The sequence below is a fragment of the Nocardioides sp. genome (assembly GCF_036401255.1).
GTDB lineage: Bacteria > Actinomycetota > Actinomycetes > Propionibacteriales > Nocardioidaceae > Nocardioides.
In genome coordinates this window covers 1-21,439 of the sequence record NZ_DASWVI010000274.1, presented here as the reverse complement: position 1 = coordinate 21,439, position 21,439 = coordinate 1, and the positions used below count along the sequence as shown (strand labels likewise).

At 71.7% G+C, this 21,439-nt stretch carries 22 protein-coding genes and 4 tRNA genes; 6 read left to right on the top strand and 20 right to left on the bottom strand.

Annotation, left to right across the window (positions count from 1 at the left end; all coding sequences use genetic code 11):
• Nucleotides 1-69 precede the first annotated feature (69 nt).
• The 5 genes from pstB to VGD85_RS12720 form a co-directional block, all read right to left on the bottom strand.
• A complete protein-coding gene (pstB, locus tag VGD85_RS12740; RefSeq protein ID WP_331063814.1) occupies nt 70-849 on the bottom strand; it encodes a phosphate ABC transporter ATP-binding protein PstB in 780 nt (259 codons plus the stop codon).
• 38 nt (nt 850-887) lie between these two features.
• Complete coding sequence (gene pstA, locus VGD85_RS12735; protein WP_331063813.1) at nt 888-1,964, bottom strand: phosphate ABC transporter permease PstA; 1,077 nt, start codon at nt 1,962-1,964, stop codon at nt 888-890.
• Nucleotides 1,965-1,968: 4 nt separating this feature from the next.
• Nucleotides 1,969-2,898 (bottom strand): phosphate ABC transporter permease subunit PstC, encoded by a 930-nt coding sequence (pstC, locus tag VGD85_RS12730; protein WP_331063812.1) that lies wholly within the window; start codon nt 2,896-2,898, stop codon nt 1,969-1,971.
• 100 nt (nt 2,899-2,998) lie between these two features.
• On the bottom strand, nt 2,999-4,111 hold the full coding sequence (pstS, locus tag VGD85_RS12725) for a phosphate ABC transporter substrate-binding protein PstS (RefSeq protein WP_331063811.1): 1,113 nt from the start codon (nt 4,109-4,111) through the stop codon (nt 2,999-3,001).
• A 169-nt stretch (nt 4,112-4,280) separates the two neighbouring features.
• On the bottom strand, nt 4,281-5,141 hold the full coding sequence (locus VGD85_RS12720; RefSeq protein WP_331063810.1) for an NUDIX hydrolase: 861 nt from the start codon (nt 5,139-5,141) through the stop codon (nt 4,281-4,283).
• Between the two features lie 41 nt (nt 5,142-5,182).
• On the opposite strand from VGD85_RS12720, the gene VGD85_RS12715 reads away from it, so the two are divergent.
• Complete coding sequence (locus tag VGD85_RS12715; RefSeq protein ID WP_331063809.1) at nt 5,183-6,244, top strand: hypothetical protein; 1,062 nt, start codon at nt 5,183-5,185, stop codon at nt 6,242-6,244.
• Nucleotides 6,245-6,318: 74 nt separating this feature from the next.
• Here the strand turns inward: VGD85_RS12715 and VGD85_RS12710 are convergent, their stop codons facing one another.
• The 8 genes from VGD85_RS12710 to VGD85_RS12675 all read right to left on the bottom strand — a co-directional run bounded on the left by VGD85_RS12710 (nt 6,319) and on the right by VGD85_RS12675 (nt 13,693).
• On the bottom strand, nt 6,319-6,615 hold the full coding sequence (locus VGD85_RS12710) for a metal-sensitive transcriptional regulator (protein ID WP_331063808.1): 297 nt from the start codon (nt 6,613-6,615) through the stop codon (nt 6,319-6,321).
• A 69-nt stretch (nt 6,616-6,684) separates the two neighbouring features.
• Nucleotides 6,685-6,849 carry a hypothetical protein gene (locus VGD85_RS12705; RefSeq protein WP_331063807.1) on the bottom strand — a complete coding sequence of 55 codons (165 nt, stop codon included), beginning with the start codon at nt 6,847-6,849 and terminating at the stop codon, nt 6,685-6,687.
• 200 nt (nt 6,850-7,049) lie between these two features.
• A complete protein-coding gene (locus VGD85_RS12700) occupies nt 7,050-7,253 on the bottom strand; it encodes a cold-shock protein (RefSeq protein ID WP_056863399.1) in 204 nt (67 codons plus the stop codon).
• 277 nt (nt 7,254-7,530) lie between these two features.
• The gene (locus VGD85_RS12695; RefSeq protein WP_331063806.1) at nt 7,531-8,646 is read right to left on the bottom strand and encodes a ring-opening amidohydrolase; all 1,116 of its coding nucleotides are present in this window, start codon (nt 8,644-8,646) and stop codon (nt 7,531-7,533) included.
• A gap of 48 nt (nt 8,647-8,694) precedes the next feature.
• Nucleotides 8,695-11,121, bottom strand: a complete 2,427-nt coding sequence (locus VGD85_RS12690; RefSeq protein WP_331063805.1) for a xanthine dehydrogenase family protein molybdopterin-binding subunit — start codon at nt 11,119-11,121, stop codon at nt 8,695-8,697.
• Nucleotides 11,114-11,605, bottom strand: a complete 492-nt coding sequence (locus VGD85_RS12685) for a (2Fe-2S)-binding protein (RefSeq protein WP_331063804.1) — start codon at nt 11,603-11,605, stop codon at nt 11,114-11,116. The genes VGD85_RS12690 and VGD85_RS12685 overlap by 8 nt, the downstream gene beginning before the upstream one ends.
• Nucleotides 11,605-12,429, bottom strand: a complete 825-nt coding sequence (locus tag VGD85_RS12680; RefSeq protein WP_331063803.1) for an FAD binding domain-containing protein — start codon at nt 12,427-12,429, stop codon at nt 11,605-11,607. Before VGD85_RS12680 ends, VGD85_RS12685 begins: the two co-directional genes overlap by 1 nt.
• A 64-nt stretch (nt 12,430-12,493) precedes the next feature.
• Nucleotides 12,494-13,693: a HAMP domain-containing sensor histidine kinase gene (locus tag VGD85_RS12675; protein ID WP_331063802.1), complete on the bottom strand. Its 1,200-nt coding sequence runs from the start codon at nt 13,691-13,693 to the stop codon at nt 12,494-12,496.
• A 312-nt stretch (nt 13,694-14,005) separates the two neighbouring features.
• Between VGD85_RS12675 and VGD85_RS12670 the strand changes: the two genes are divergently transcribed.
• Nucleotides 14,006-14,077: transfer RNA gene (locus VGD85_RS12670), tRNA-Lys, on the top strand.
• Nucleotides 14,078-14,294: 217 nt separating this feature from the next.
• Nucleotides 14,295-14,984, top strand: a complete 690-nt coding sequence (locus tag VGD85_RS12665; protein WP_331063801.1) for a hypothetical protein — start codon at nt 14,295-14,297, stop codon at nt 14,982-14,984.
• Here the strand turns inward: VGD85_RS12665 and VGD85_RS12660 are convergent.
• On the bottom strand, nt 14,969-15,523 hold the full coding sequence (locus VGD85_RS12660) for a GNAT family N-acetyltransferase (protein ID WP_331063800.1): 555 nt from the start codon (nt 15,521-15,523) through the stop codon (nt 14,969-14,971). The genes VGD85_RS12665 and VGD85_RS12660 overlap by 16 nt on opposite strands.
• A gap of 42 nt (nt 15,524-15,565) precedes the next feature.
• Here VGD85_RS12660 and VGD85_RS12655 point away from each other — a divergent pair, with 42 nt between their 5' ends.
• Nucleotides 15,566-16,252, top strand: coding sequence for a PaaI family thioesterase (locus VGD85_RS12655; RefSeq protein WP_331063799.1), 687 nt, complete (start codon nt 15,566-15,568; stop codon nt 16,250-16,252).
• 91 nt (nt 16,253-16,343) lie between these two features.
• Here VGD85_RS12655 and VGD85_RS12650 read toward each other — a convergent pair whose 3' ends face one another.
• Nucleotides 16,344-17,837, bottom strand: a complete 1,494-nt coding sequence (locus VGD85_RS12650) for an NAD(P)/FAD-dependent oxidoreductase (protein ID WP_331063798.1) — start codon at nt 17,835-17,837, stop codon at nt 16,344-16,346.
• Nucleotides 17,838-18,165: 328 nt separating this feature from the next.
• On the opposite strand from VGD85_RS12650, the gene VGD85_RS12645 reads away from it, so the two are divergent.
• Nucleotides 18,166-19,032: an ATP-binding protein gene (locus VGD85_RS12645; RefSeq protein WP_331063797.1), complete on the top strand. Its 867-nt coding sequence runs from the start codon at nt 18,166-18,168 to the stop codon at nt 19,030-19,032.
• A 24-nt stretch (nt 19,033-19,056) separates the two neighbouring features.
• Here VGD85_RS12645 and VGD85_RS12640 read toward each other — a convergent pair whose 3' ends face one another.
• The 3 genes from VGD85_RS12640 to VGD85_RS12630 form a co-directional block, all read right to left on the bottom strand.
• The gene (locus tag VGD85_RS12640; protein ID WP_331063796.1) at nt 19,057-19,410 is read right to left on the bottom strand and encodes a metallopeptidase family protein; all 354 of its coding nucleotides are present in this window, start codon (nt 19,408-19,410) and stop codon (nt 19,057-19,059) included.
• Nucleotides 19,411-19,505: 95 nt separating this feature from the next.
• Nucleotides 19,506-19,582, bottom strand: a tRNA-Asp gene (locus VGD85_RS12635).
• 102 nt (nt 19,583-19,684) lie between these two features.
• Nucleotides 19,685-19,757: transfer RNA gene (locus VGD85_RS12630), tRNA-Glu, on the bottom strand.
• A gap of 105 nt (nt 19,758-19,862) precedes the next feature.
• Between VGD85_RS12630 and VGD85_RS12625 the strand changes: the two genes are divergently transcribed.
• Nucleotides 19,863-19,936 (top strand) — tRNA-Phe (locus VGD85_RS12625).
• Nucleotides 19,937-19,983: 47 nt separating this feature from the next.
• Here the strand turns inward: VGD85_RS12625 and VGD85_RS12620 are convergent.
• Both VGD85_RS12620 and VGD85_RS12615 read right to left on the bottom strand, forming a co-directional pair.
• The gene (locus VGD85_RS12620; protein ID WP_331063795.1) at nt 19,984-20,571 is read right to left on the bottom strand and encodes a hypothetical protein; all 588 of its coding nucleotides are present in this window, start codon (nt 20,569-20,571) and stop codon (nt 19,984-19,986) included.
• Nucleotides 20,572-20,721: 150 nt separating this feature from the next.
• Nucleotides 20,722-21,439: peptidoglycan DD-metalloendopeptidase family protein (locus VGD85_RS12615; protein WP_331063794.1), on the bottom strand; the 718-nt coding region annotated here is incomplete at its 5' end.

Sequence of the window (21,439 nt, the reverse complement as noted above, 5' to 3'; positions counted from 1 at the left end):
CGTATCTGTCCCCCACCCCCAACCGGGACGACAGATGTGTCAGGTGCGTGGGACCCACGCCGACCCCGATCAGCCGAAGCGGCCCGAGATGTAGGCCTCGGTCGACTCCTCGTCGGGGTTGGTGAACATCTTGTTGGTGGGGTTGAACTCCACCAGGTGGCCGGGCTCGCCGGCGGCCTTGAGGTTGAAGAAGCCGGTGTCGTCGGAGACGCGGGCGGCCTGCTGCATGTTGTGGGTGACGATCACGATCGTGTAGTCGGTCTTCAGCTCGTGGATCAGGTCCTCGATCGCCGAGGTCGAGATCGGGTCGAGCGCCGAGCACGGCTCGTCCATGAGCAGCACCTGGGGCTCGACGGCGATGGCGCGGGCGATGCACAGTCGCTGCTGCTGGCCGCCGGAGAGGCTCATCCCGGGCTTGTTGAGCCGGTCCTTGACCTCGGTCCACAGGTTGGCTCCCCGCAACGAACGCTCGACCAGGTCGTCGGCGTCCGACTTCGACATCCGCTTCGCGTTGAGCCGCTTGCCGGCGAGCACGTTCTCGTAGATCGACATCGTCGGGAACGGGTTGGGGCGCTGGAAGACCATGCCGATCTGGCGGCGTACGGCGACCGGGTCGATCGACGGCTCGTAGAGGGACTGCCCGTCGACCATCACCTTGCCCTCGACGCGGGCGCCGGGGATCGCCTCGTGCATCCGGTTGAGCGAGCGCAGGAACGTCGACTTGCCGCAGCCCGAGGGGCCGATGAACGCGGTCACGGAGCGGGCCTTGATCGTCATCGTGACGCCCTCGACCGCGAGGAAGTCGCCGTAGTAGATGTTCAGGTCCGAGACATCGATGCTCTTGGCCATAGGTGGTTCCTCGTTCTCTCGTGCAGCTCAGCGGGCCGTCAGCGGCCGGTCTTGGGGGCGAACAGGCCGCCGACGACGCGGGCGACGACGTTCAAGAACATCACGATCGCCACCAGCACGAGGGCGGCGCCCCACGCGTAGTCGGCCATCTCGTCGGCGTACAGGCCCGGTTCGGTGATCGAGTAGAAGATGAACACCGGCAGGGTCGTCATCCGGTCGCTGAACGGGTTGAAGTTCGTGCTGGTCGTCAGGCCCGCGATGATCAGCAGCGGAGCGGTCTCCCCCGCGACCCGGGCGACCGCGAGCGTCACGCCCGTCACGATGCCCGCGACCGCGGTGGGGAGCACCACCTTGGTGATCGTGCGCCACTTGGGCACCCCGAGGGCGTACGACGCCTCCCGGAGCTCGTCGGGCACCAGCTTGAGCATCTCCTCGGCGGCGCGCACGACGATCGGCACCATCAGCACCGAGAGCGCCACGGCCCCGCCGAAGCCCATCCGCACCCCGGGACCGAAGAACAGCGCGAAGAGGGCGTAGGCGAACAGACCGGCGACGATCGAGGGGATGCCGGTCATCACGTCGACCAGGAACGTGATCACGCGCGCCATCGGCGAGGACTTGCCGTACTCGACGAGGTAGACGGCCGTCAGCACCCCGATCGGCACCGAGATCAGGGTCGCGAGCGCCGTGATGATCAGCGTGCCCATGATCGCGTGGTAGATGCCGCCGCCCTCGCCGAGCACGCCGCGCATCGAGTTGTTGAGGAACTGGCTCGACAAGATGCCGACGCCCTTGCTGACCACCGTCCACACCAGCGAGACCAGCGGGATCATCGCCAGGCCGAACGCCGACCAGACCATCAGGGTCGCGAGCCGGTCGAGCGACTTGCGGCCGCCCTCGACCGCGCGGGACCACAGCGGCAGGCCGACGACCAGGACCAGCCAGGCCACGAACACCGCCGCGACCCAGCCGAAACCGCCCAGCAACGCCACCAGGCCGCCCACGCCGCCGGCGATGACGGTGGCGAGCAGTGGAGCGATGCGCGGCAGCGTGGCGCCGGTCAGCGGCATCGAGTGGCGCGGGCTCACCGGGGGCACGGTCTGCAGGTCGGTCATGTCCTCAGCCCTTCTGGCCCCGGGCCGCGATGGCGCGGCCGAGGAAGTTGACGGCGAACGTGATGACGAAGAGCACCAGGCCGGAGAAGATCAGCGTCTCGATCTTGGAGCCGGAGGCGTTGCCGAAGTTCAACGCGATGTTGGCCGCGATCGTCGAGGAGCTCCGCTCGGCGGTGACCAGGTTGAAGGACACGATCAGGGTCGGTGCCAGCACGAGCGCCACCGCCATCGTCTCGCCCAGCGCGCGGCCCAGGCCGAGCAGCACGGCGGACACCATGCCCGAGCGGGCGTAGGGGAAGACCGCGAGGCGGATCATCTCCCAACGGGTGGCGCCCAGGGCGAGCGCGGCCTCCTGGTGCATCAGCGGGGTCTGCGCGAAGACCTCACGGCAGATCGCGGTGATGATCGGCAGAGCCATGACCGCCAGCACCAGGCCGGCCGTGAACATCGTGCGACCGGAGTTCGGCACCGGGCCCTCGAAGAACGGGATCCAGCCCGCGTGGTCCTCGAGCCACTTGTAGACCGGGACCATGTTGAGCGCGAGGAACTGGATGCCCCACAGGCCGTAGACGACGCTCGGGATGGCCGCCAGCAGGTCGATCAGCCAGCCGAGGACCTTGGCGATCGGACGAGGGGCGTAGTGGCTGATGATCAGTGCGACACCGATGGCCAGGGGCGCTGCGACGATCATCGCGATGACCGACGCGAGCAGGGTCCCGAACAACAGCGGCCAGACGAACGTCCAGATGCTGCTCTTGCCGTAGACCGCCTCGCCGTGATTGCCGAGGGCGGGCAGACCCTGCTGCAGGAGGAACACCGCGACGCCCGCGAGCGCGAGCATGATCACGATGGCCGAGCCGCGGCTGACGCCGGCGAACACGACGTCGCCGACACGACCGGTCGACTCCTCGCGGTCCACGACTGGCTCCGTCACGCTCACCTCTGGATCTCCTGCCCTTCCTCACACACGCCCAGCGAGGGGCCCGGCCTCGTTCGAAGGCCCGGACCCCTCGCTGACGTTACTGCGAAACGGCTCAGCTGCCGATCTTGGCGACGATTTCCTGCGCCTTCGAGGCCAGGTCGGCCGACAGCGGGGCGGAGCCGGCCTCGGCCGCCGCCTGCTGCTGACCCTCGTCGCTGAGGATGTACTCGGCGAACGCCTTCACCTTGTCCGCGGTCGCAGCATCGTCGTAGGTGCCGCACGCCAGGAAGTAGGACGTCAGCACGATCGGGTAGACCCCCGCCTCCTGAGTCTTGTGGTCGAGGTCGAAGACCAGCTGGGTGTCGGTGGCGACGTCGGCCTCGGGCGAGACCTCGAGGATCTTCGCGGCGGCCTCGGCCGACGGGGCGACGTACTCCTCGCCCACCTTGATGTTGGCCTGGCCGAGGTCGCCGGTCTGGCTGGCGTCGGCGTAGCCGATGGAGTACTCGGAGTTGCCGATCGTCTGCACGACACCGGAGGTGCCCTTGGCACCCTCGCCCCCGAAGTCGCCCGGCCAGGTCTCGACCACACCAGCGGTCCAGACGTCACCGGCGACGGCGTCGAGGTAGTCGGTGAAGTTCTCGGTCGTGCCGGACTCGTCGGAGCGGTGCACCGCGTTGATGCGCTCGGACGGCAGGTCGGCGTCCGGGTTGTCGGCAACGATGGCCTTGTCGTCCCAGGAGGTGATCTTGCCGGCCATGATGCCCGCGAGGGTCTCCGGCGAGAGGTTGAGCTCGTCGACGCCCGGGATGTTGAACGCGATCGCGATCGGGCTGACGTAGTCGGGCACCTCGATGACGGTGCCGCCGCACTGCTCGGTCGCCTTGGACAGCTCCCCCTCGTCGTCGGTGAGGTAGGCGTCGCTGCCGGCGAACGGGAAGGCGCCGGAGATGAAGTTCTCCCGGCCACCGCCCGAGCCGATCGGGTCGTAGTTGACCGTCACGTCGGAGTTGGCGTCCTGGAAGCCCACGGCCCAAGCGCCCATGGCGGCCTGCTGGGTCGACGCGCCACCGCCGCTCAGGTCACCGGACAGGCTGCTGTCGCCCGAGCCGGAGCCGCCGCCGGAGTTGTTGTCGTCCTCGTTGTCGGCGCCGCAGCCGGCGAGAGCGAGGGCGAGTACGGCGATCCCGGGCACCACGGCCCGGCGGATGGAAGTGCGGATCACTTCAATGCTCCTGATGTCTTGTCGTCTAGAACACCACCGAAGTTAGGCAGCACAGATGGACGGATCCGGGGTCGTCGGTGAACGAGGAGTGAACTCGAATCGCCCAGTCGGGGACCGACAGCCGCTCACGAGACGGACATCACGTGAACAAGGCCCAGAACGCTTGACCTCAGTGGATCATGTGCACTTCCGTGGCGACGATGCGGTCACGTCGCAGGTGCGCGACGAGCATCGCGCCGGGCGCGAGCTGCGGGTCGGGGACGCCGAGCGCGTCGAAGACCGCCGGCAGCACCGGGCGGTGGGTGCACAGCACCCCGCCCTCCTCGGCCGTCACCAGCTCGTCGACCACCCGGACCACCGACGAGGCGGTCGCGTCCTCCTCGCTCAGGCCGTCCTCCAGCTCCAGCTTCCAGCCGGTGGTGTCGGCGTACGGGCCCACGGTCTCCACGCAGCGGGCGCTGCTGGAGGACACGATGCGGGTGACGTCGTACGCCGCGAGCAGCGGCACCAGCCGCTGAGCCTGGTGCCGACCCGCCTGGACCAGCGGGCGGAGGCGGTCGTCCTGGCGCCAGGCCTTGCGCGAGCGGGCCTCGCCGTGGCGCAGCACCACCAGCGCGTGGGTCTTGCGGCGCAGCGGGCGGGCCTCGCGCAGGGTGTCCTGGTCGTGCTCGTAGGTGAGCTGCGCCAGGGCGTCGTCGTACTCGAACCACGCGACCTGGTCGATCTCGGCGTTGGGCCGGTAGCCGCTGACGTCGTCGTCGCCGACGACCCTCCCGACCCAGTAGGACACCGACTTCATCCGGCCGCCCGCGACCGGGTAGCGCTGGCCGGTCAGCGGGGGCCCGAGCCGCACGTGCAGCCCGGTCTCCTCCTCGACCTCGCGCACCGCCGCCGCGGCGACGTGCTCGCCGGGGTCGAGCTTGCCCTTCGGGAACGACCAGTCGTCGTAGCGGGGCCGGTGCACGAGTAGCACCCGCTTCCCCGGACGGAAGACGACGGCACCGGCGGCGAGGACGTCCTTCCCGGGCATGCCGCTAGTGTCACACCACCTCGCCCGAACAGGAGACCCAGGTGCGCAGACGGCTCACGATCGTGGTGGCGGTCGCGCTGGTGGTCGCGGTCGTCGCGGTCGTCGCGGTCGTGGGGGTGGGCCGGTGGCGAGACAGCCACCGCAGCGACCTCGAGCGGGCCGCGTCGTACGTCCCGGGCGACGCGCAGCGGCTCTCCTGGACCGACTGGGCGGCGGTCCGCGCCGAGGTCGGCGCGCGGCTGGACGGGTCGTCGTCGGAGCGGGAGGTCCGCGACCTGCTCGACCAGGGGTTCGACCGGGACCTGACCTCGGCCTCGGCGCTCGTGCAGTCGGCCCCGGTGCTGCAGGCCCGGTTCGGCTTCTCGCCGGCGACCGCCGACTGGGAGCTGTTCAGCCAGTCCGAGTCGGGCGCCGTCGTCGTCATCGGCATGCCCGAGAACACCGACTTCGACGAGCTGGCCGACCGGCTCGAGCGGGCCGGGTTCACCCGCCCGTCCGAGGAGGACGGGGTGTGGCTCGGTGGCGACCAGCTGCTGCCCACGCTCGGGGCGGACCTGACCCCGGAGCTGCAGTTCGTGGCGCTCGACCGCGAGCGGCACCTCGTGCTCACCAGCGACACCGCCGACTACCTCGAGCGGGCCGTCGACGGCCTGGGCGACGGCGACCTGCCGACCGGCGTCGACGACGTGCTCGCGGCCTCCGGCGACCCGGTGTCGGCGGCGGTCTACGACGGCCCGTACGCCTGCGGCGCGCTGGCGATGAGCCAGGCCGACGCCTCCGACGAGGCCGAGGGCGAGCGGCTGGTCGACGAGGCCGGCGGCGTCGACCCGCTCACCGGGTTCGCGATGTCGGTGCAGCCCGGCGGCCACGTGCGGGTCGCGATGGCGTTCGAGACCGGCGACCAGGCCCGCCGCAACGCCGACAGCCGCTCGGCCCTGGCCAGCGGTCCCGCCCCCGGCCAGGGCGGCGACTTCACCGACCGGTTCTCGGTCGCCTCCGCGACCGCCGACGGCCGCGTCGTACGCCTCGACCTGGCGCCCCGGGAGGGCACCTACGTGCTCTCGGACCTCTCCACCGGACCGGTGCTGTTCGCCACCTGCTGAGGGGGGCCACGCACCTGACGTATCGGTCGTCAGGAGCGCGCGCGGACGACAGATACGTCAGGTGCGCGGGAGACTCAGGAGCGGACCAGCCGGGACACCGCGTCGATGACCTCGGTGATCTTCTCCTGGGCGGCGGTCTCGTCGTCGGAGCGGGCGGCGTCGAGCACGCAGTGGTTCATGTGCTCCTCGAGCAGGCCCAGGGAGACCGCCTGGAGGGCCTTGGTCATCGCGGAGACCTGGGTGAGGATGTCGATGCAGTACTTCTCGTCCTCCACCATCCGCTGCAGCCCCCGCGCCTGGCCCTCGATGCGGCGCAGCCGCTTGAGGTAGTCGTCCTTGCGGTGGATGTAGCCGTGCTGGTGCTCTGCCATGACCAGAGCATACCCGGGAGGGGTATCACGCACAGGGGAATCGGGCGCCGGTGGCCGCCCGGGGGACGGTCAGGACTCGTGTCGAGGCTCCGGCACGACTCCGAGGATCTGGTCGATCTCGTCGGAGGACAGGTGGTCGTCCGACTCACTCGCCGCGATGATCAGGCTGGTGGTGAGCTCGACCTCCCCCAGGAGGTCGGAGTCCTCGAGGGTCACGTCGAACTGGTCGTGCACCTCATCACTCCTCAATTGCATGCCGGGGACCCCCTCCTTCTGGCAAGCGTGCCCGACCCTCGCCCTCTCCAAACCCAACCGGCCAAATCTGATCCGTGTGGGCTATGTGACACCGCCCGGACAGCACAAGAGGCCCCACCCGAGCGGATGGGGCCTCCTGGAAGCTCCTCAGGCCGGGGCCCGAGGTCTCCCGATGTGAATCAGACCGGGCGAACGTTCTCCGCCTGCGGGCCCTTCGGGCCCTGCGTGACGTCGAACTCGACCTTCTGGTTCTCGTCCAGGGACTTGTAACCCTGGGTCTGGATCGCCGAGTAGTGCACGAAGACGTCGTCGCCGCCGTCCTCCTGCGCGATGAAGCCGAAGCCCTTCTCCGCGTTGAACCACTTAACAGTGCCCTGAGCCATGTGCTCGATACTCCTTAGTCGGGGCGAGAACCGTCACTTCGACGGTCCGCACCAGATGCGGTGACACCGTCGCTCCGACTTTCGTGAGTGGCAGGCCCACGGAAGAAGAAACGCCGTTGGATCACAAACTCCGCGGGCGTCAGACCTGCTGGAACTTGCACCTGTTGCACTGCACAGGCTACCAATCTCCGGCGCCACGCCAACTCCCCGAGCCAGGAAATCTCAGCGAGCGTGGTGAAGGTTGCGCAACACGGGCGTGACGGCCGGGCAACAGCCCTCACGCACCGAGGTCCACGATCGCGATCACCGGCCCGCCCCCGGACGGGCCCTGGTGCACCGCCGCGACCGACACGAAGTTCATCGGGTCGCCCGAGACCGCGCCCACGACGCCGCCCACGCACGCCTTGATCTGCCGGTGCCAGGCGACGTCGGAGTCGTCGAGCATGATGTTGCGCCGGCCCCGGACGCGACCGGTCGGGTCGGCCTCGCACTTGACGAACAGGTTCACCAGGCGGCCGGCGATGTGGCGGGGGTGGATGCAGTCGGCGGGCATGTCGTCGAGGCCGGCGTCGCGGATCGCCGCCCAGACGCCCTCCATGTCCAGGGCGTCCTTCATCACGCTGTGCCCCGCCCGGAACCGTCCGCCGAGCCCGCGCACGTTGCCGACCACCACGATCTGCGCCTGGTCGAGCTCGACGCCCGAGGAGCAGGAGGCGACCGAGGAGTACAGCGACAGGTCGTGGAAGATCTGCTCGGCGGTCGGCATCTCGATCTCGCCCAGCGCGACCGCGATGCCGAGCGCGGTCGTCGCGTTGGAGACGTCCATCGACTCGAGCGTGTTGTGGGTGTAGACGGTCTGGCCGCGCCGCTCGGCGTCGTTGATCGTGTCCTGGACCAGCAGCGGGGTCTTGGTCTGCACGTAGTGGACGTCGGCCGGGTCGGTGATGCCGGCCCGTTCCATCGCCACCCGGACCCCGGCGGCGACCTTCTCGACCATGGCCGGGCGGCCGATGTCCTCGGGCAGCAGCACCTCGCTCATCGCGTAGCCGACGGTGACCCGCGGCTCGTCGGTCGGCTCGTAGCGGCCCTCGGGGGCGTAGGCGAAGATCGTGGCGTGCGGGCTGATCACGCCGTCGGTCCCTCCGGACCACACGAGCGGCACCTGCGCGACCTCCTCCTTGGTGCGGGTGCCCTTCTCCTCCAGCACCGCGCGGTAGGCGTGGGTGGAGATGATCCGGGTGTAGTCGTTGACGCCGCCGTTGCCCTCGGTCTTGCCGACGACCGCGATCACGTCGTCGGCGGAGAACACCCCGTCGTCGATCAGGGCGGCGAGCCCGGCGGCGTCGCTGACGTGCTCGATCGGGACCTTGCGAACCTCGATGGGACGGGGCATGGCGGTGCTACCTCCGGTGGTGGGTGACGGTGGGACGGTGCTGGGGGTTCACGGCTCCGGTACGCCGGGCAGGCCGGACCGGCAGGACCCGGCCGGGGTCCGGGTGATCCAGTTGTCGATCGGCTCGTGGCTGCGCAGCGCACGCCAGACGTCCTCGCAGCGCATCGGCATGTGCAGCAGCTCGGCGCCCGTCGCCTGCTGGATCGCGTTGCCGATGGCGGGGGCGACCGAGATCATCGGGTGCTCGCCCACGCCGCGGGCGCCGTACGGGCCGTCGAGCTGTGCGGTCTCGACGACGGCGGTGTCGATGCGGGCGGGGAGGTCTCGCGCCGTCGGGATCTTGTTGTCGGTGAACGACGGGTTCAGCAACCGGCCCTGCTCGTCGTAGATGTAGCCCTCGCACAGGGCCGTGCCGAGCCCCTGCACCATGCCGCCGATCGCCTGGCCGCGCACCAGCCCGGGGTTGACGACCCGGCCGACGTCGTAGGCCGACGAGATCGCCAGCACGTCGAACTCGCCGGTGTCGGGGTCGACGTCGACGACCACGCCGTGGGCGCCGTACGTCCAGTCCAGCGCCGGGAGCCCCTGGCCGGTCTCCTTGTCGAGGTTGGTCAGGCCCTGGGCGATGTAGCGGCCGACGCCGACGAGCGGTCCGCCGATGCCGTTGCCGTTGGGGAACGCGTAGCCGATCGAGAGCTCGCCGAACGTGACCGACTCCTCCGGGCGGTGCTTGACGTACACCCGGTCGGCGTCGTGGTCGAGGTCGGCGACGTGGGCCCGCAGCGCCTGGCCGGCGACCTCGTAGGCCTGCCGCAGCAGGTCGTCGCAGGCCAGCATGGTGGCGTTGCCCGAGAGGATCAGCCCCTTGGACGCGACCGTCTGCCAGTCGTAGGGATCCTTGTCGGTGTCCCGCTCGACGGCCACCTTGACCCGCTCGACCGGGAACCGCAGCCGCTCGGCGGCGATCTGGGCGATCGCGGTGTTGCAGCCCTGGCCGATCTCCATCAGCGCGAGGTTGACCACCACGGTGCCGTCGGAGTTCATCTTGACGACCGCGGCGGTCGCGGTGAACGACGGCATCGCCGGCGCCTTGTGCAGCGTCGCCACGCCCTTGCCGATCCGGCGGCCGGTGGCCCGCTCGTGCTCGGCCTCCTCGGCGGTGAGCGTCCCGTAGCCGATCGCCTCCGCGACCGCGTCGAGGCAGGCGCGCGGGTCGCCGGTGTGCTCGGTGATCAGCTCGCCGGTCATCGTCCGCGAGCCGGGCCGCAGCAGGTTGCGCCGGCGGAACTCCAGGGGGTCCATCCCGATCGCGTGCGCGACGAGCTCCATGTGCCGCTCCAGGCCCCAGAAGAACTCCACGTGCCCGAACCCGCGGTACGCCGTGCCGTACGGCTTGTTGGTGTAGATCGTGTAGGCGTCGACCTGCGCGTGGGGGATCTCGTAGGGCCCGCTGGCGGAGTAGCCGGAGGCGCGGGTGACGTTGACCGCGTAGTCGGCGTACGCGCCGGCGTCCCAGTACATCGTCATCTGCTGCGCGGAGATGGTGCCGTCGGCCCGCACGCCGGTCCGGATCCGGTAGGTCAGGGCGCTGCGGCACGGCAGCAGGCTGAACTCCTCCTCGCGGGTCGCCTGCAGCCGCACCGGACGGCCGCCGGCCTTGCGCGAGAGGCAGGCCGCGAGCGGCTCGAGGTGGATGCCGGCCTTGCCGCCGAAGCCGCCGCCGACGTGCGGCACGACCACGCGGACCTGGTTGAGCGGCAGCCGCATCGCGGTGCAGAACAGGTTGCGCACGGTGAACGGCGACTGCGCGCTGGTCCAGATCGTGACCTGGTCGCCGGCCTTCCACTGGACCACGGCGACGTGGGTCTCCAGCGGCACGTGCTGCACCGACGGGTTGGTGTACTCCCGCTCGACCACCCACTCCGCCTCGGCGAAGCCCTGCTCGAGGTCGCCCTTGCGGACCCGCTGCACGTGCGCGACGTTCGTGCCCGGCTGCGGGCTGAACGCGGCCTCGACGTAGGCGTAGCCGCCCAGGTCGGGGTGCACCAGCGGGGCGTCGTCCGCGATCGCCGCCATCGGGTCGAGCACCGGCGTCAGCACCTCGTAGTCGACCTCGATGAGCTCGACGGCCGCGCGGGCGATCTCGAGGGTCTCCGCGGCGACCGCGGCCACCGCCTCCCCGAAGTGGCGCACCACGTCCTTGGCGAGGATGTCCTTGTCGACGACGTACAGCCCGAGCTTGTAGTCGAGCTCGTGGCCGGTGAGCACGGCGTGCACCCCCGGGAGCGCCTCGGCGCGGCTGGTGTCGATGCGGAGGATCCGGGCGCGGGCGTGGGGGCTCTGCTTGACCTTCGCGTGCAGCATGCCCGGGAGCACCAGGTCGCCGGTGTAGAGCGCGTCGCCGGTGAGCTTCTCGACGGCCTCCACGCGGGGTACGTCGGTGCCGACGACCCGTTCGGAGCGGAGATCAGACATGGCGCACCCCGCCGTCCGCGGCGTCGCCGAGCTGGCCGGAGACGTCCAGGACCGCCTCGATGATCTGCTGGTAGCCGGTGCACCGGCAGAAGTTGCCCTCGATGCCCTCCTGGATCTCCTCGACGGTGGGCGTCGGGTTGCGCCGCAGCAGGTCGCGGACCGACAGCACCATCCCGCCGGTGCAGAACCCGCACTGGACCGCGTGGTGGCGGGCGAACGCCGCCTGGATGTCCGAGAGCCGGCCGTGGTCGGCCTCGCCCTCGACGGTCCGGATGCTGGCGCCGTCGGCCTCGACGGCGAGCACCAGGCAGGAGTTCACGGTCCGGCCGTCGAGCTCGACCGTGCAGGCACCGCACTCGCCGGCCCCGCACCCCTCCTTCGAGCCGGTCATCCCGAGCCCCTCGCGCAGGAACCGCACCAGCGTCCAGTGGTCCTCCACGTCGCGCTGGAAGAGCTGGCCGTTCACGGTCACCGAGACCTGCATCAGGCCACCTCCCCCAGCTCCGCCAGCGCCCTGCGGACATAGACGCCGACCATGTGCGAGCGGTACTCCCGGGTGCAGCGCACGTCGCTGATCGGGCTGATCGCGGCCTGCGCCGCGGCGACCACCTCCTCGGCCGGCGCCCGGGTGCTCAGCCCGTCGACGAGGACCGGCGTCGGCGCGGCCGAGGAGATCCCGAGCCGCAGCAGTCCGTCCTGGGCCATCGCGGCCACCCCCACGATGCCCAGGTCGTGGCCCTTGATCCGCTTCAGCTTGCGGTAGCTGCCGCGCGCGCCGGCGCTCTCCGGCGGCACGACGACCTCCTCGAGCAGCTCGTCGGGCCGCAGCACCGTGCGCTTGGGGCCGGTGAAGAACTCGGCGAACGGCACCTCCCGGCGGCCGTCGTGCGAGCTGAGCACCGCCCGGGCACCCAGGCAGAGGAGGGCGGGCGCCATGTCGGCGCACGGGGAGGCGTTGACGACGTTGCCGATCACCGTCGCGCGGTTGCGGATCTGGTGGGAGGCCAGGTCCGCCGCGCACGCCACCAGCAGGGGGTACGCCGCGCCGACCCGGTCGTCGTGGAGCACGTCGTTGATCGAGACCCCGGGCCGGATCACGAGCCCGCGGTCCCCGCTCCACACCAGGTCGCGGTAGCCCTCGACCCGCTTGACGTCGACCACGACGGCGGGCCGGGCCAGACCGGTGCGGACGTCGGTGAGCAGGTCGGTGCCGCCGGCGAGGACGCGCGCCCGCTCGCCGTACTCCCCGAGCAGCGCGAGCAGCTCGTCGCGTCGCGTCGGCGCGCGATAGGTGAAGCCGGCTGTCATCTCGCCTCCTGCCCCCGGTCCGACCCGTCGATCGGACCACGGCGGGGAGGCGCGGAGTAGGGCCCTACGTCCTGGCCGGGGGCACGTCGGTCACCGGGGTCGCGGCCGGCAGCGTGACGACGAACCGGGCGCCGCCGCGCGGCGCCTCGTAGCGGACGCTCCCGTCGTGCGCCTCGGCCAGGATGCGCACGATCCACAGGCCGAGACCGACCGAGTGCGGGGAGTGGTCGGCCGCCGAGAACCGGTCGAACAGCAGCGACACGTCCGCGGCCGGGACCCCGTCGCCCTGGTCCTCGACCGCGATCTCCACCACCCCCGGCAGCGCGACGGCGCTGATCACCACCGGAGGTCGGCCGTGCCGCAACGCGTTGCTGACGAGGTTGTAGAGCACCTGCTCGATCCGCTCCGGGTCGACGTCGATCTCCAGCCCGGGGTCGGCATCGACCAGCACCGACTCCGGCTGGGTCAGCTGGGCCACGGCGTGCCCGATCGACGCGACGGCGACCCGCCGCCGGTCGAGCACCAGCGCGCCGTCCTCGACCCGCTCGACCTCCAAGATGCCGGTCGCCAGCCGCAGCACCCGCCGCGCCTGCCGCATCGCCGAGGTCAGCAGCGGCCGGTACGCCGGCGGGAGGGACTCGTCGTCCTGGAGGATCTCGATGGACCCCGTGACCGACGTCAGCGGGCTGCGGACGTCGTGGGCGAGCGTGGCCATCAGGGCGCCGCGCCAGCGCTCGCGGATCTCGAGCTGGTCGCGCAGCGCTCGCTGCTCGCGGACGTACTCCGCGATCAGCAGGCCGACGACGGTGGCGATCGGCACCAGCACGAACACCGACAGCACGCGCCGGGTCGGGGCGTCGGCGAGCAGCAGCGAGCCGGCGTACCCGATCGCGGCGACGGGTGCCGCGGCCAGCAGGCTGCGCACCGGGCAGTGCAGCCCGAACCAGGCGAACACGAGGACGTAGAGCGGGCCCACGCCGGAGGCGAACCCGTCGAAGACCCAGGAGGTCAGCGCCAGCAGCACGAGCATCGCCGTCCCGACGCCGGCGGCGCGGCGACCGCCGAGGGCACCGTGCCGGCCCGAGGTCCACCAGGCGGCCGCGCCGAGCGCGACGTGGGCGGCCGCGACCGCGAGGATCGGCACGGCGGGTGTGTCGCTGTCCGCGAACGCGAGCAGGGTGACCAGGCAGGCCACCGCGCTGATCACCGCGGCCTGGCGGGCGCCGTCCGCGCCGATGATCGTGGCGACACTGCGTCGCGCCATGCCTGAGCACCCTCCGTCCGAGTACCCCCGAGCTCACCTTACGGCTCGCGCTGACGCGATGAGCACGCATCGCAGGGAGGGCCGGCGGCAGGGACCCGATCGAGGTCGCGATCGCCCGCGCCGACCTGGAGGCCCGGGCCGCCCGGATCAACGGGCACGCCGAGCAGGGCGGGCTCGCCTGGGTGCTCGCGCACTGACCGGGCGGCGGGCGGCACCGCGCACCAGCGACCGGTCCCGACGGGTACAGTCGGCGCAGTCAGGCGCCGGCCCGAGGAGAGATCCCGTGGGTCTTCCGGCCGGACCCGACGCCCCGGGCCTCTAGCTCAATGGCAGAGCAGTGGACTTTTAATCCATGGGTTGTGGGTTCGAGTCCCACGGGGCCTACCCAGCACCGGTCTACTCCACCTGAGGGAAATTCCCGGCAAACAGGTGCGCACGGGCCGTCGGTGCCCCTAGCCTCTCGGACTGTTGAACCGTCGGTGACCCGAGACGCCGGCGGTTCTTCCTATTTCCGAAGCCCTCCCGGCCGGGCCGGTCCAGACCAGTGCCGGTCCCGGCCATAACGCGGGATTGGGCGCGGCGTTCTCGGGGTATGGGGAGCGTGACTCCGGAGGGGACCCAGGCGTCCTCCTTCGACCTGTTGGACCAGTGGCTCGCGCACGGCGAGCGCGACGCCGGTCGAGCGGTGATCGAGGACCTCACCCGAGCCGCGCTTCCGGTGCTCACCGATCCGTCCCGGCAGCCGGATCCTGCCGTGACCCCGCCGTCTCCGGAGGGCGGTGGGGCTTCGGACGCACGGGGATCGACGGGCGCGGCCCCCACCGCGCCCGTCACTTCGCGCCCCGCGACGCCCCAGACGGTCGACCTGAGCATCGAGCCGCGCAGCCGGCACGTGGCCGGGTTCGTGCTGTTCGCGGCCACCGTGCTCACCACCCTCCAGGCCGCGGTCGCGTACGCCGATCCGGGGATCCTCACGCTGGGCCTGGCCCTGGCCCTCGCCGGGGGCACCGTGGCCGCCTGGCGAGCGTGGGTGCGGCGCCCGGTGACCGCCGTGCTGGCGACCGGGAGCCGGCTGGAGATCCGCCGCGCCGGCGGCCGGCACGTCTTCGACCTCGCCGACCTCCGCTCACCGGTCGATGTCATCGGGGTGGCCGGTGAGCGGACCTGGCGGGTGCTGTTCTACCGGCGCGGGATGGCGCCGTACGTCCTCGACGCGACCATGGTCGACCCGGCCGCGTTCCTGCGGGTGCTGCACGCCCAGCGCCCCGAGGTGCACTACGTCCCCCGCTGACCGTCGGTGGCGGGCGCGGTGTCGACCCAGTAGCGGCGCTTCCCGCGGCGGCTGTCCTCGTACGCCCCGCCCGCGGCCTCGATGACCCGGCGCGAGCCCGGATTGTGCTCGTCGACGGTGAGCAGCACCCGGTCCAGTCCCAGCACCGCGGCCCGCTGGACCCCGAGCGCGAGCGCCCGGGACGCGTGGCCCTCGCGCCGGCGGCTCGGCCGCACGGCGTACCCGATGTGGCCGCCCTCCTCGAGCAGCCAGGGGGTCAGCGTGTGCCGGATCGCGAGGTAGCCGAGGAACTCCTCGGCGCCGTCGGTGATCCACAGGTAGGTGCAGTGCACCCGGCCCGCAGGCAGTGCGGTGGCGGGGTCGCGCTGGGCGAGCAGGTGCGCGACCGCGGCGCGGCAGCCGGCCTCGGTGACGTCGACGCGCTCGAGGTCCCACAGCCCCGAGCCGTGCATGTGCTCCTCCCCCGCCGCGTGGAACTCCGCCACGGCCGCCGCCCAGGAGTCCCGGAACCGCACGTCGGGGTCGGAGAGCTCGGTCACGGAGCCATTCCACCAAATGGAACCTGTTCTAGGATCCGGGGCGTGGCCGGATACGTGCGCGACGACATCACCCCCGAGGAGCTCGAGCGGCAGCGAGCGCTCTACGGGCCGTTCACCCAGGCCGTGCGCGAGCTCGTCGACGCCACGATCCGCACCGAGGTCGACGACGACGAGATCCGGGCGGTGCACGCCGAGGTCGAGGCTCTCACCGCACGGCTGCGCGCCCGGCAGCTCGAGGGTGCGTACGGCGTGCGCTTCGGCGCGACCGGCCGGGGCCGGCCCTGGGGCAACTCCGTGGTCGGGCTGCGCAACGCGGTCGCGCCGCCGCTGGTGATCGACCACGACGACACCGGCCGGGCCTGGTCGGACTTCCACCTGGGGGCGGCGTACGAGGGGCCACCCGGGCTGGTGCACGGCGGGGTCTCCGCGCTGATCCTCGACCAGATGCTCGGCGAGGCCGCCGGCGCCGGCGGCAAGCCGGGGATGACCGGCACGCTCACGCTGCGCTACCGGCGCGGCACCCCGCTCGGCGACCTGCGCGCCGAGGCGTGGATCGAGCGCAGCGAGGGCATCAAGACCTGGGCGCGGGGCCAGCTGAGGGACGCCGAGGGCGTGACGGTGGAGGCCGAGGGCCTGTTCATCCTGCCGCGCTGGGCCCGCGAGGCGCTCGCCGCCCACCAGCGCGGAGCCGGGGCGGAGGGGAAGGCGACCCCGAGCTACTTCGAGTAGGCGCCGCTCTCTCGTCGAGTGACGCGAACGGGCTGACTTCCCGGCCGTGGGACAGCCACTTCACGTCACTCGACGGGAGAGGAGCCCGTGGTCAGCTGGTCTTGACCCCCCGCTCACCGGCATCGGTGAGCCGCGCCTCCTCCAGCGCCCGCGCCTCGAGCTCCGCGCGGCGGGTGGTCTCGAGGAGCTGCCGGGCGGCGTCGTAGGCGCCCGGGTCGGAGACCAGGTCGGCGGCGCCGTGCTTGAGCCGGCCCAGCGCGCTGCGCGCGAAGATCTGCTGCTCGGTGGTGGTGCGCTCGGAGCGGCCGCGGCCGATGAACGACACCGCCCAGTGCAGCAGCGCGGTGACCCGGCTCTTGAACCCGGTGATGTAGATCAGGTGCAGCCCCAGCCACATCAGCCAGGCGAGCACGCCGGTGACCCGCAGCCGGCCGATCATCGCGACCGCGCGGAACCGGCTGATGATCGCCATCGAGCCCTTGTCGAAGTACTTGAACGGACCCTGCGAGGGCTTGGCGCGCAGCCGATTGTCGATCTCCTTGGCGGCGTACTTCGCGCCCTGGATCGCGACCTGGGCGACTCCGGGCAGGTTGTCGAGCGCGATCATGTCGCCGACGACGAACACCTCGGGGTGGCCGGGCAGCGTGAGGTCCGGGTTGACTGCGATCCGCCCGGCACGGTCCAGCGGCGCGCCGGTCTGCTCCGAGAGCGTGCGGCCCAGCGAGCTGGCCTGGACGCCGGCGGCCCAGATCTTCGTCACGGTGTCGATCCGTTCGACCCGGCCGTCCTTGAACTTCATCTCGATGCCGCGCTCGTCGACGTCGGTCACCATCGCGCCCAGCACGACCTCGACGCCGAGCTTCTCCAGCTCGGTGCGGGTCTTCGCCCCGAGCTTCTCGCCGAACGGCGGGAGCACCTGGGCGGCCGCGTCGACGAGCACCACGCGCGCGGTGCGGGTGTTGATGTGGCGGAAGTCCTTGCGCAGCGTCCGGTGCGCCAGCTCGGCGATCTGGCCGGCCATCTCAACGCCGGTCGGGCCGGCGCCGACGACCACGAACGTCAGCAGGTGGTCGATGTCGTCGCCGCGCGCGGCGCCGAGCTCGGCCATCTCGAACGCGCCGAAGATCCGGCCGCGCAGCTCGAGGGCGTCGTCGATGCTCTTCATCCCGGGCGCGTACTCGGCGAACTGGTCGTTGCCGAAGTAGGACTGCCCGGCGCCGGCGGCCACGATCAGGGAGTCGTACGGCGTGACGGTCGGTCGACCGAGCACCTGGGAGGTCACCGTGCGGGCCTCGAGGTCGATTGCGGTGACCTCGCCGAGCAGGACGGCGGCGTTCTTCTGCCCGCTGAGGATCTCCCGGGTCGGCGGGGCGATCTCGCCCTGGCTGAGGATGCCGGTCGCCACCTGGTAGAGCAGCGGCTGGAACAGGTGGTGGCCGGTCTTGGCGACCATCGTCACGTCCACGTCGGCCCGCCGGAGCGCCTTGGTGCCGAACAGGCCGCCGAAGCCGGAGCCGATCACCACCACCCGGTGCCGCTGGGACGTCGTGCCTGCCGCCGGTCGGGCGGCCTCGCTGCCGGACATGGTGGACCTCTCGTGCGCTGGGAACGGCTCCTGTGGGGTCAACGCCTCGCTGTACCCCCATTCTTCCGGCGCATCCGGCCAACGGCCACCCGGAGGCAGTACCCTCGGTCACACCGGCCACCGGCACGTGATCTCGGGTATCGAGTCGTCCGGCCACCGCACAACGGGTGATCTGCCCAGGTTTCGCTCCGATTTTCGACGGGTACACGAGCGAACAACGGCATCACCTGCCGGTCCCCCGTCCATTGTGGAGTTCACCGTGCCGCTGAACAGGCCAGCCCTGTCCCTGGGCTCGGGTCCTCGCGGTGTGCAGGATGCCCGCAGGTGGGTGGTCGGCACCTTCCAGGACGTCGGCCGCGCCGACCTGGTGGAGTGCGCCGAGCTCGGCGTGTCGGAGCTGGTGACCAACGCACTGCTGCACGCCCGGCCGCCGCTCTCGGTCCGGGTGCGGGGCACCCGCGAGCACCCGCGCGTCGAGGTGCGCGACGGCTCCCCCGAGGTGCCGTTGATGCCCTCGGAGGACGTGCACGACGAGGACGACCTGCTGCTGACCTTCGGTCGCGGGCTGAGCATCGTGGCCCGCTGCTCGGCCGCCTGGGGGGTGGAGGTCGAGGAGCGGGGCAAGCTCGTGTGGTTCGCGCCGCGGGCCCAGTACGGCGACCACCTCGTCGAGGGCCTGGTGACCGGCGTGATCCCGCCGCCCGCGCAGGCGGCCCAGCCGGCGGCCGACGAGCTGCGCATCGACATCCACGGCGTACCCCTGCGCACGTTCGTGGAGTTCCAGCAGCACTACCAGGAGCTGCGCCGCGAGGTCCGGTTGCTGGCGCTGGCCTACGAGCACGAGTACCCGCTCGCCAAGGACCTCTCCGACCTGTTCGGGTCGCTCGAACGCGACCTGCGCGAGGGCATCGGCGCCGACCAGATCGACCGGGCGCTGGACACGGGCGCGGAGACGGCCGACCTGCACGTCGCGATGCCGCGCCGCTCGGCCGCCGCGATCGGGCGGTTCATCGAGCTGCTGGACCTCGCCGACGACTTCTGCCGCGAGGAGCGCCTGCTCTCGCTGGCGCGCTCACCGGAGCAGCAGCGGTTCCAGCGGTGGTTCCTCACCGAGTTCGTGCGCCAGGAGTCCGGCGAGCCGCCGATCGCGTGGCAGGACGCCGCGGACCTCGATCAGCACAGCGGCGCCTCCTGAACCAGCCCGGCCGACGGCCGGCACTCAGGCGTAGCCGAGGTCGTGGAGGCGATCGTCGTCGATGCCGAAGTGGTGCGCGATCTCGTGCACCACGGTGATCCGTACCTCCTCGACGAGCTGCTCCTCGGTGTCGCACAGGTCGAGCAGCGGGCCCCGGAAGATCAAGATCCGGTCGGGCAGCTCCATCACCGGCTCGCCCCACCGCTCGGTCAGGGCGATGCCCTCGTAGAGGCCGAGCAGGTCGGGGTCGTCGGCGGGCGGCTCGTCCTCGACCAGCACCACCACGTTGCGCACCAGCGCCGCGATCTCGTCGGGGATGTCGTCCAGGGCGCGGTCGACGAGGGCGTCGAACTCCTCGGGCGCCATCTCGATCGGCATGCCGCCATTGTGGTGGGTGGATGGATGCGGGGCGCCAGCGGGACGTCGCGTCCGGAAATGTCGAACGCCCCGGATCTCGCGATCCGGGGCGTGCGTGGCGACCCCGACGGGACTCGAACCCGCGGCCTCCGCCGTGACAGGGCGGCGCGCTAACCAACTGCGCTACGGGGCCATGGTGGTGCTGGTGCTGCTGAGTGGTGCTCTCGCCTCGTTGCCGAAGCGGTGGGAACTCTAACCTACATGCGGCGCCTGCTCCCAATCGAGGCCGGATCAGCACCCCCAACGGGATTCGAACCCGTGCTACCGCCGTGAAAGGGCGGGGTCCTGGGCCGCTAGACGATGGGGGCCGGACACGCTCGCCACAGCATAGGGTCGGGCGCCGACGCGCTCCAAAGCGAGCGCCACCCGCATTTTCCTCGGCCGTCGCGGCTCCTGTAGGGTGGCCGTCGCTTGGGCAGGTAGCTCAGTTGGTACGAGCGTCCGCCTGAAAAGTGGAAGGTCGGCGGTTCGACCCCGCCCCTGCCCACAAGCAGAAGCCGCAGGTCAGACCGCACGTCTGGCCTGCGGCTTCCTTCATGACGGGGCCGGCCGACCGCCGTCCTGATCGCGGCAGCCTCCCACCGGGTCGCCTCCAGGGCGGCCCGCGTCAGCGCGGGAGATCCGCCGCCAACGCGCCCAGGTCACCATGAGCAGCAGGGGTCCCCACGACAACGCTGGCAGGTACGCCGCGGTCGCCACCTGGTACCAGCCCGCCGCGGGCCGGCCACGGAACCCCATGATCTGGCCCCAGTTCACGACGCTCATCCAGCAGATGGCGATCACGCACATCGCTCCGAGGACGGCGATGGACAGTGACACCGCGGGCGGGACCCGCCGTCCCCCGATCAGCGGCACCCAGCGCGGCAGCACCTCACCCCACGGCTGCACCAGTCCGAACGTCAGCGCCGCTGCGCCGATCGAGAGCAGGCTCAGCCCCACCACGTACACAGTGCCGGGCCCCGGAACCTCTTGGAACTCACGCCACGCCTCGGTCGTGCCGAGGTCGGCGCCGAACCCGATGGCGGTTCGCCACACCGCCGACGGTAGGACGCACAGCACGGTGCCGTAGGAAGCCCACACCGCCCATCGCGGAGTTCCGGGCACGATCTTGATCCGGGCCATGCCGTGAACCTAGGGCCCGCACGCGAGCACCGACATCCGGCACGACCCGGGTGCGACCCTGAGGTGCGAGGCCGGGCGAGCGGTCGACGCGCATGCACGCAGGCACCGCCACGTGCAGCGGCAACGACACGAGCGTCCGCCCGGACGGCGTCAGGGCCGCAGGCCGTGCTGGCGCAGCGTGGCGTCGGGGTCGACGGCGCTGCCGTCGGCGAGGCGCACCTCGAAGTGCAGGTGCGCGCCGGTCACGTTGCCGGTGGCGCCGACGGCGCCGATCACGGCGCCGGTGCTCACCTGGGAGCCGACGCGGACGGCGGTGCGCGAGAGGTGGGCGTACCAGGTCTCGGTGCCGTCGGGGTGGGTGATCTCGATCTTGTTGCCGTAGGCGCCGGCCCAGCCGACCGAGGTGACCGTGCCCGCGGTCGCGGCGCGCACGGGCGTGCCGGTGGGGGCGGCGAAGTCGAGCCCGGTGTGGGTGGAGCTCCACAGGCTGCCGGACTGACCGAAGCGCGCGGTCAGGTGGTAGGCGCCGACGGGCAGCGTCCAGGGCGCGCCGCCGAACCACTGCATCACCGGGGAGGTCGCCGGCGACGTCGTGCGCAGCATCGCCGCGAGCTGGCGGTCGGCGCGCAGCGCCCGCTCGATCTCGCGCTGCTGCCGCGAGGAGCCGGAGCGTGCGTCGGTGCGCGAGTCGGTGCGCGAGTCGGCGATCGCCCCGGCCTTGGTCCGGGGTGCGGGCGAGGGCTTCGCGGGCTGCGGTGTCGTGGACCGGACGGGGCGGGCGGGCCGGGCGGTGGGGGTGGGCGCCGGGTGCCGCTCGGCCTGCCGCGACGGCCGGGGCTCGGCCGGGGACGGGACGCTCGAGGGTGCG

Bases quoted from the DNA above. Each gene is read 5' to 3' on its own strand.
- VGD85_RS12620 (WP_331063795.1), bottom strand. From the start codon at position 20,571: ATGGCCCGGATCAAGATCGTGCCCGGAACTCCGCGATGGGCGGTGTGG.
- VGD85_RS12710 (WP_331063808.1), bottom strand. From the start codon at position 6,615: ATGGCAGAGCACCAGCACGGCTACATCCACCGCAAGGACGACTACCTC.
- VGD85_RS12690 (WP_331063805.1), bottom strand. From the start codon at position 11,121: ATGTCTGATCTCCGCTCCGAACGGGTCGTCGGCACCGACGTACCCCGC.
- VGD85_RS12675 (WP_331063802.1), bottom strand. From the start codon at position 13,693: ATGGCGCGACGCAGTGTCGCCACGATCATCGGCGCGGACGGCGCCCGC.
- VGD85_RS12700 (WP_056863399.1), bottom strand. From the start codon at position 7,253: ATGGCTCAGGGCACTGTTAAGTGGTTCAACGCGGAGAAGGGCTTCGGC.
- pstA (WP_331063813.1), bottom strand. From the start codon at position 1,964: ATGACCGACCTGCAGACCGTGCCCCCGGTGAGCCCGCGCCACTCGATG.
- VGD85_RS12720 (WP_331063810.1), bottom strand. From the start codon at position 5,141: ATGCCCGGGAAGGACGTCCTCGCCGCCGGTGCCGTCGTCTTCCGTCCG.
- pstB (WP_331063814.1), bottom strand. From the start codon at position 849: ATGGCCAAGAGCATCGATGTCTCGGACCTGAACATCTACTACGGCGAC.
- VGD85_RS12650 (WP_331063798.1), bottom strand. From the start codon at position 17,837: ATGTCCGGCAGCGAGGCCGCCCGACCGGCGGCAGGCACGACGTCCCAG.
- VGD85_RS12680 (WP_331063803.1), bottom strand. From the start codon at position 12,429: ATGACAGCCGGCTTCACCTATCGCGCGCCGACGCGACGCGACGAGCTG.
- VGD85_RS12695 (WP_331063806.1), bottom strand. From the start codon at position 8,646: ATGCCCCGTCCCATCGAGGTTCGCAAGGTCCCGATCGAGCACGTCAGC.
- VGD85_RS12685 (WP_331063804.1), bottom strand. From the start codon at position 11,605: ATGCAGGTCTCGGTGACCGTGAACGGCCAGCTCTTCCAGCGCGACGTG.
- VGD85_RS12640 (WP_331063796.1), bottom strand. From the start codon at position 19,410: ATGCCGATCGAGATGGCGCCCGAGGAGTTCGACGCCCTCGTCGACCGC.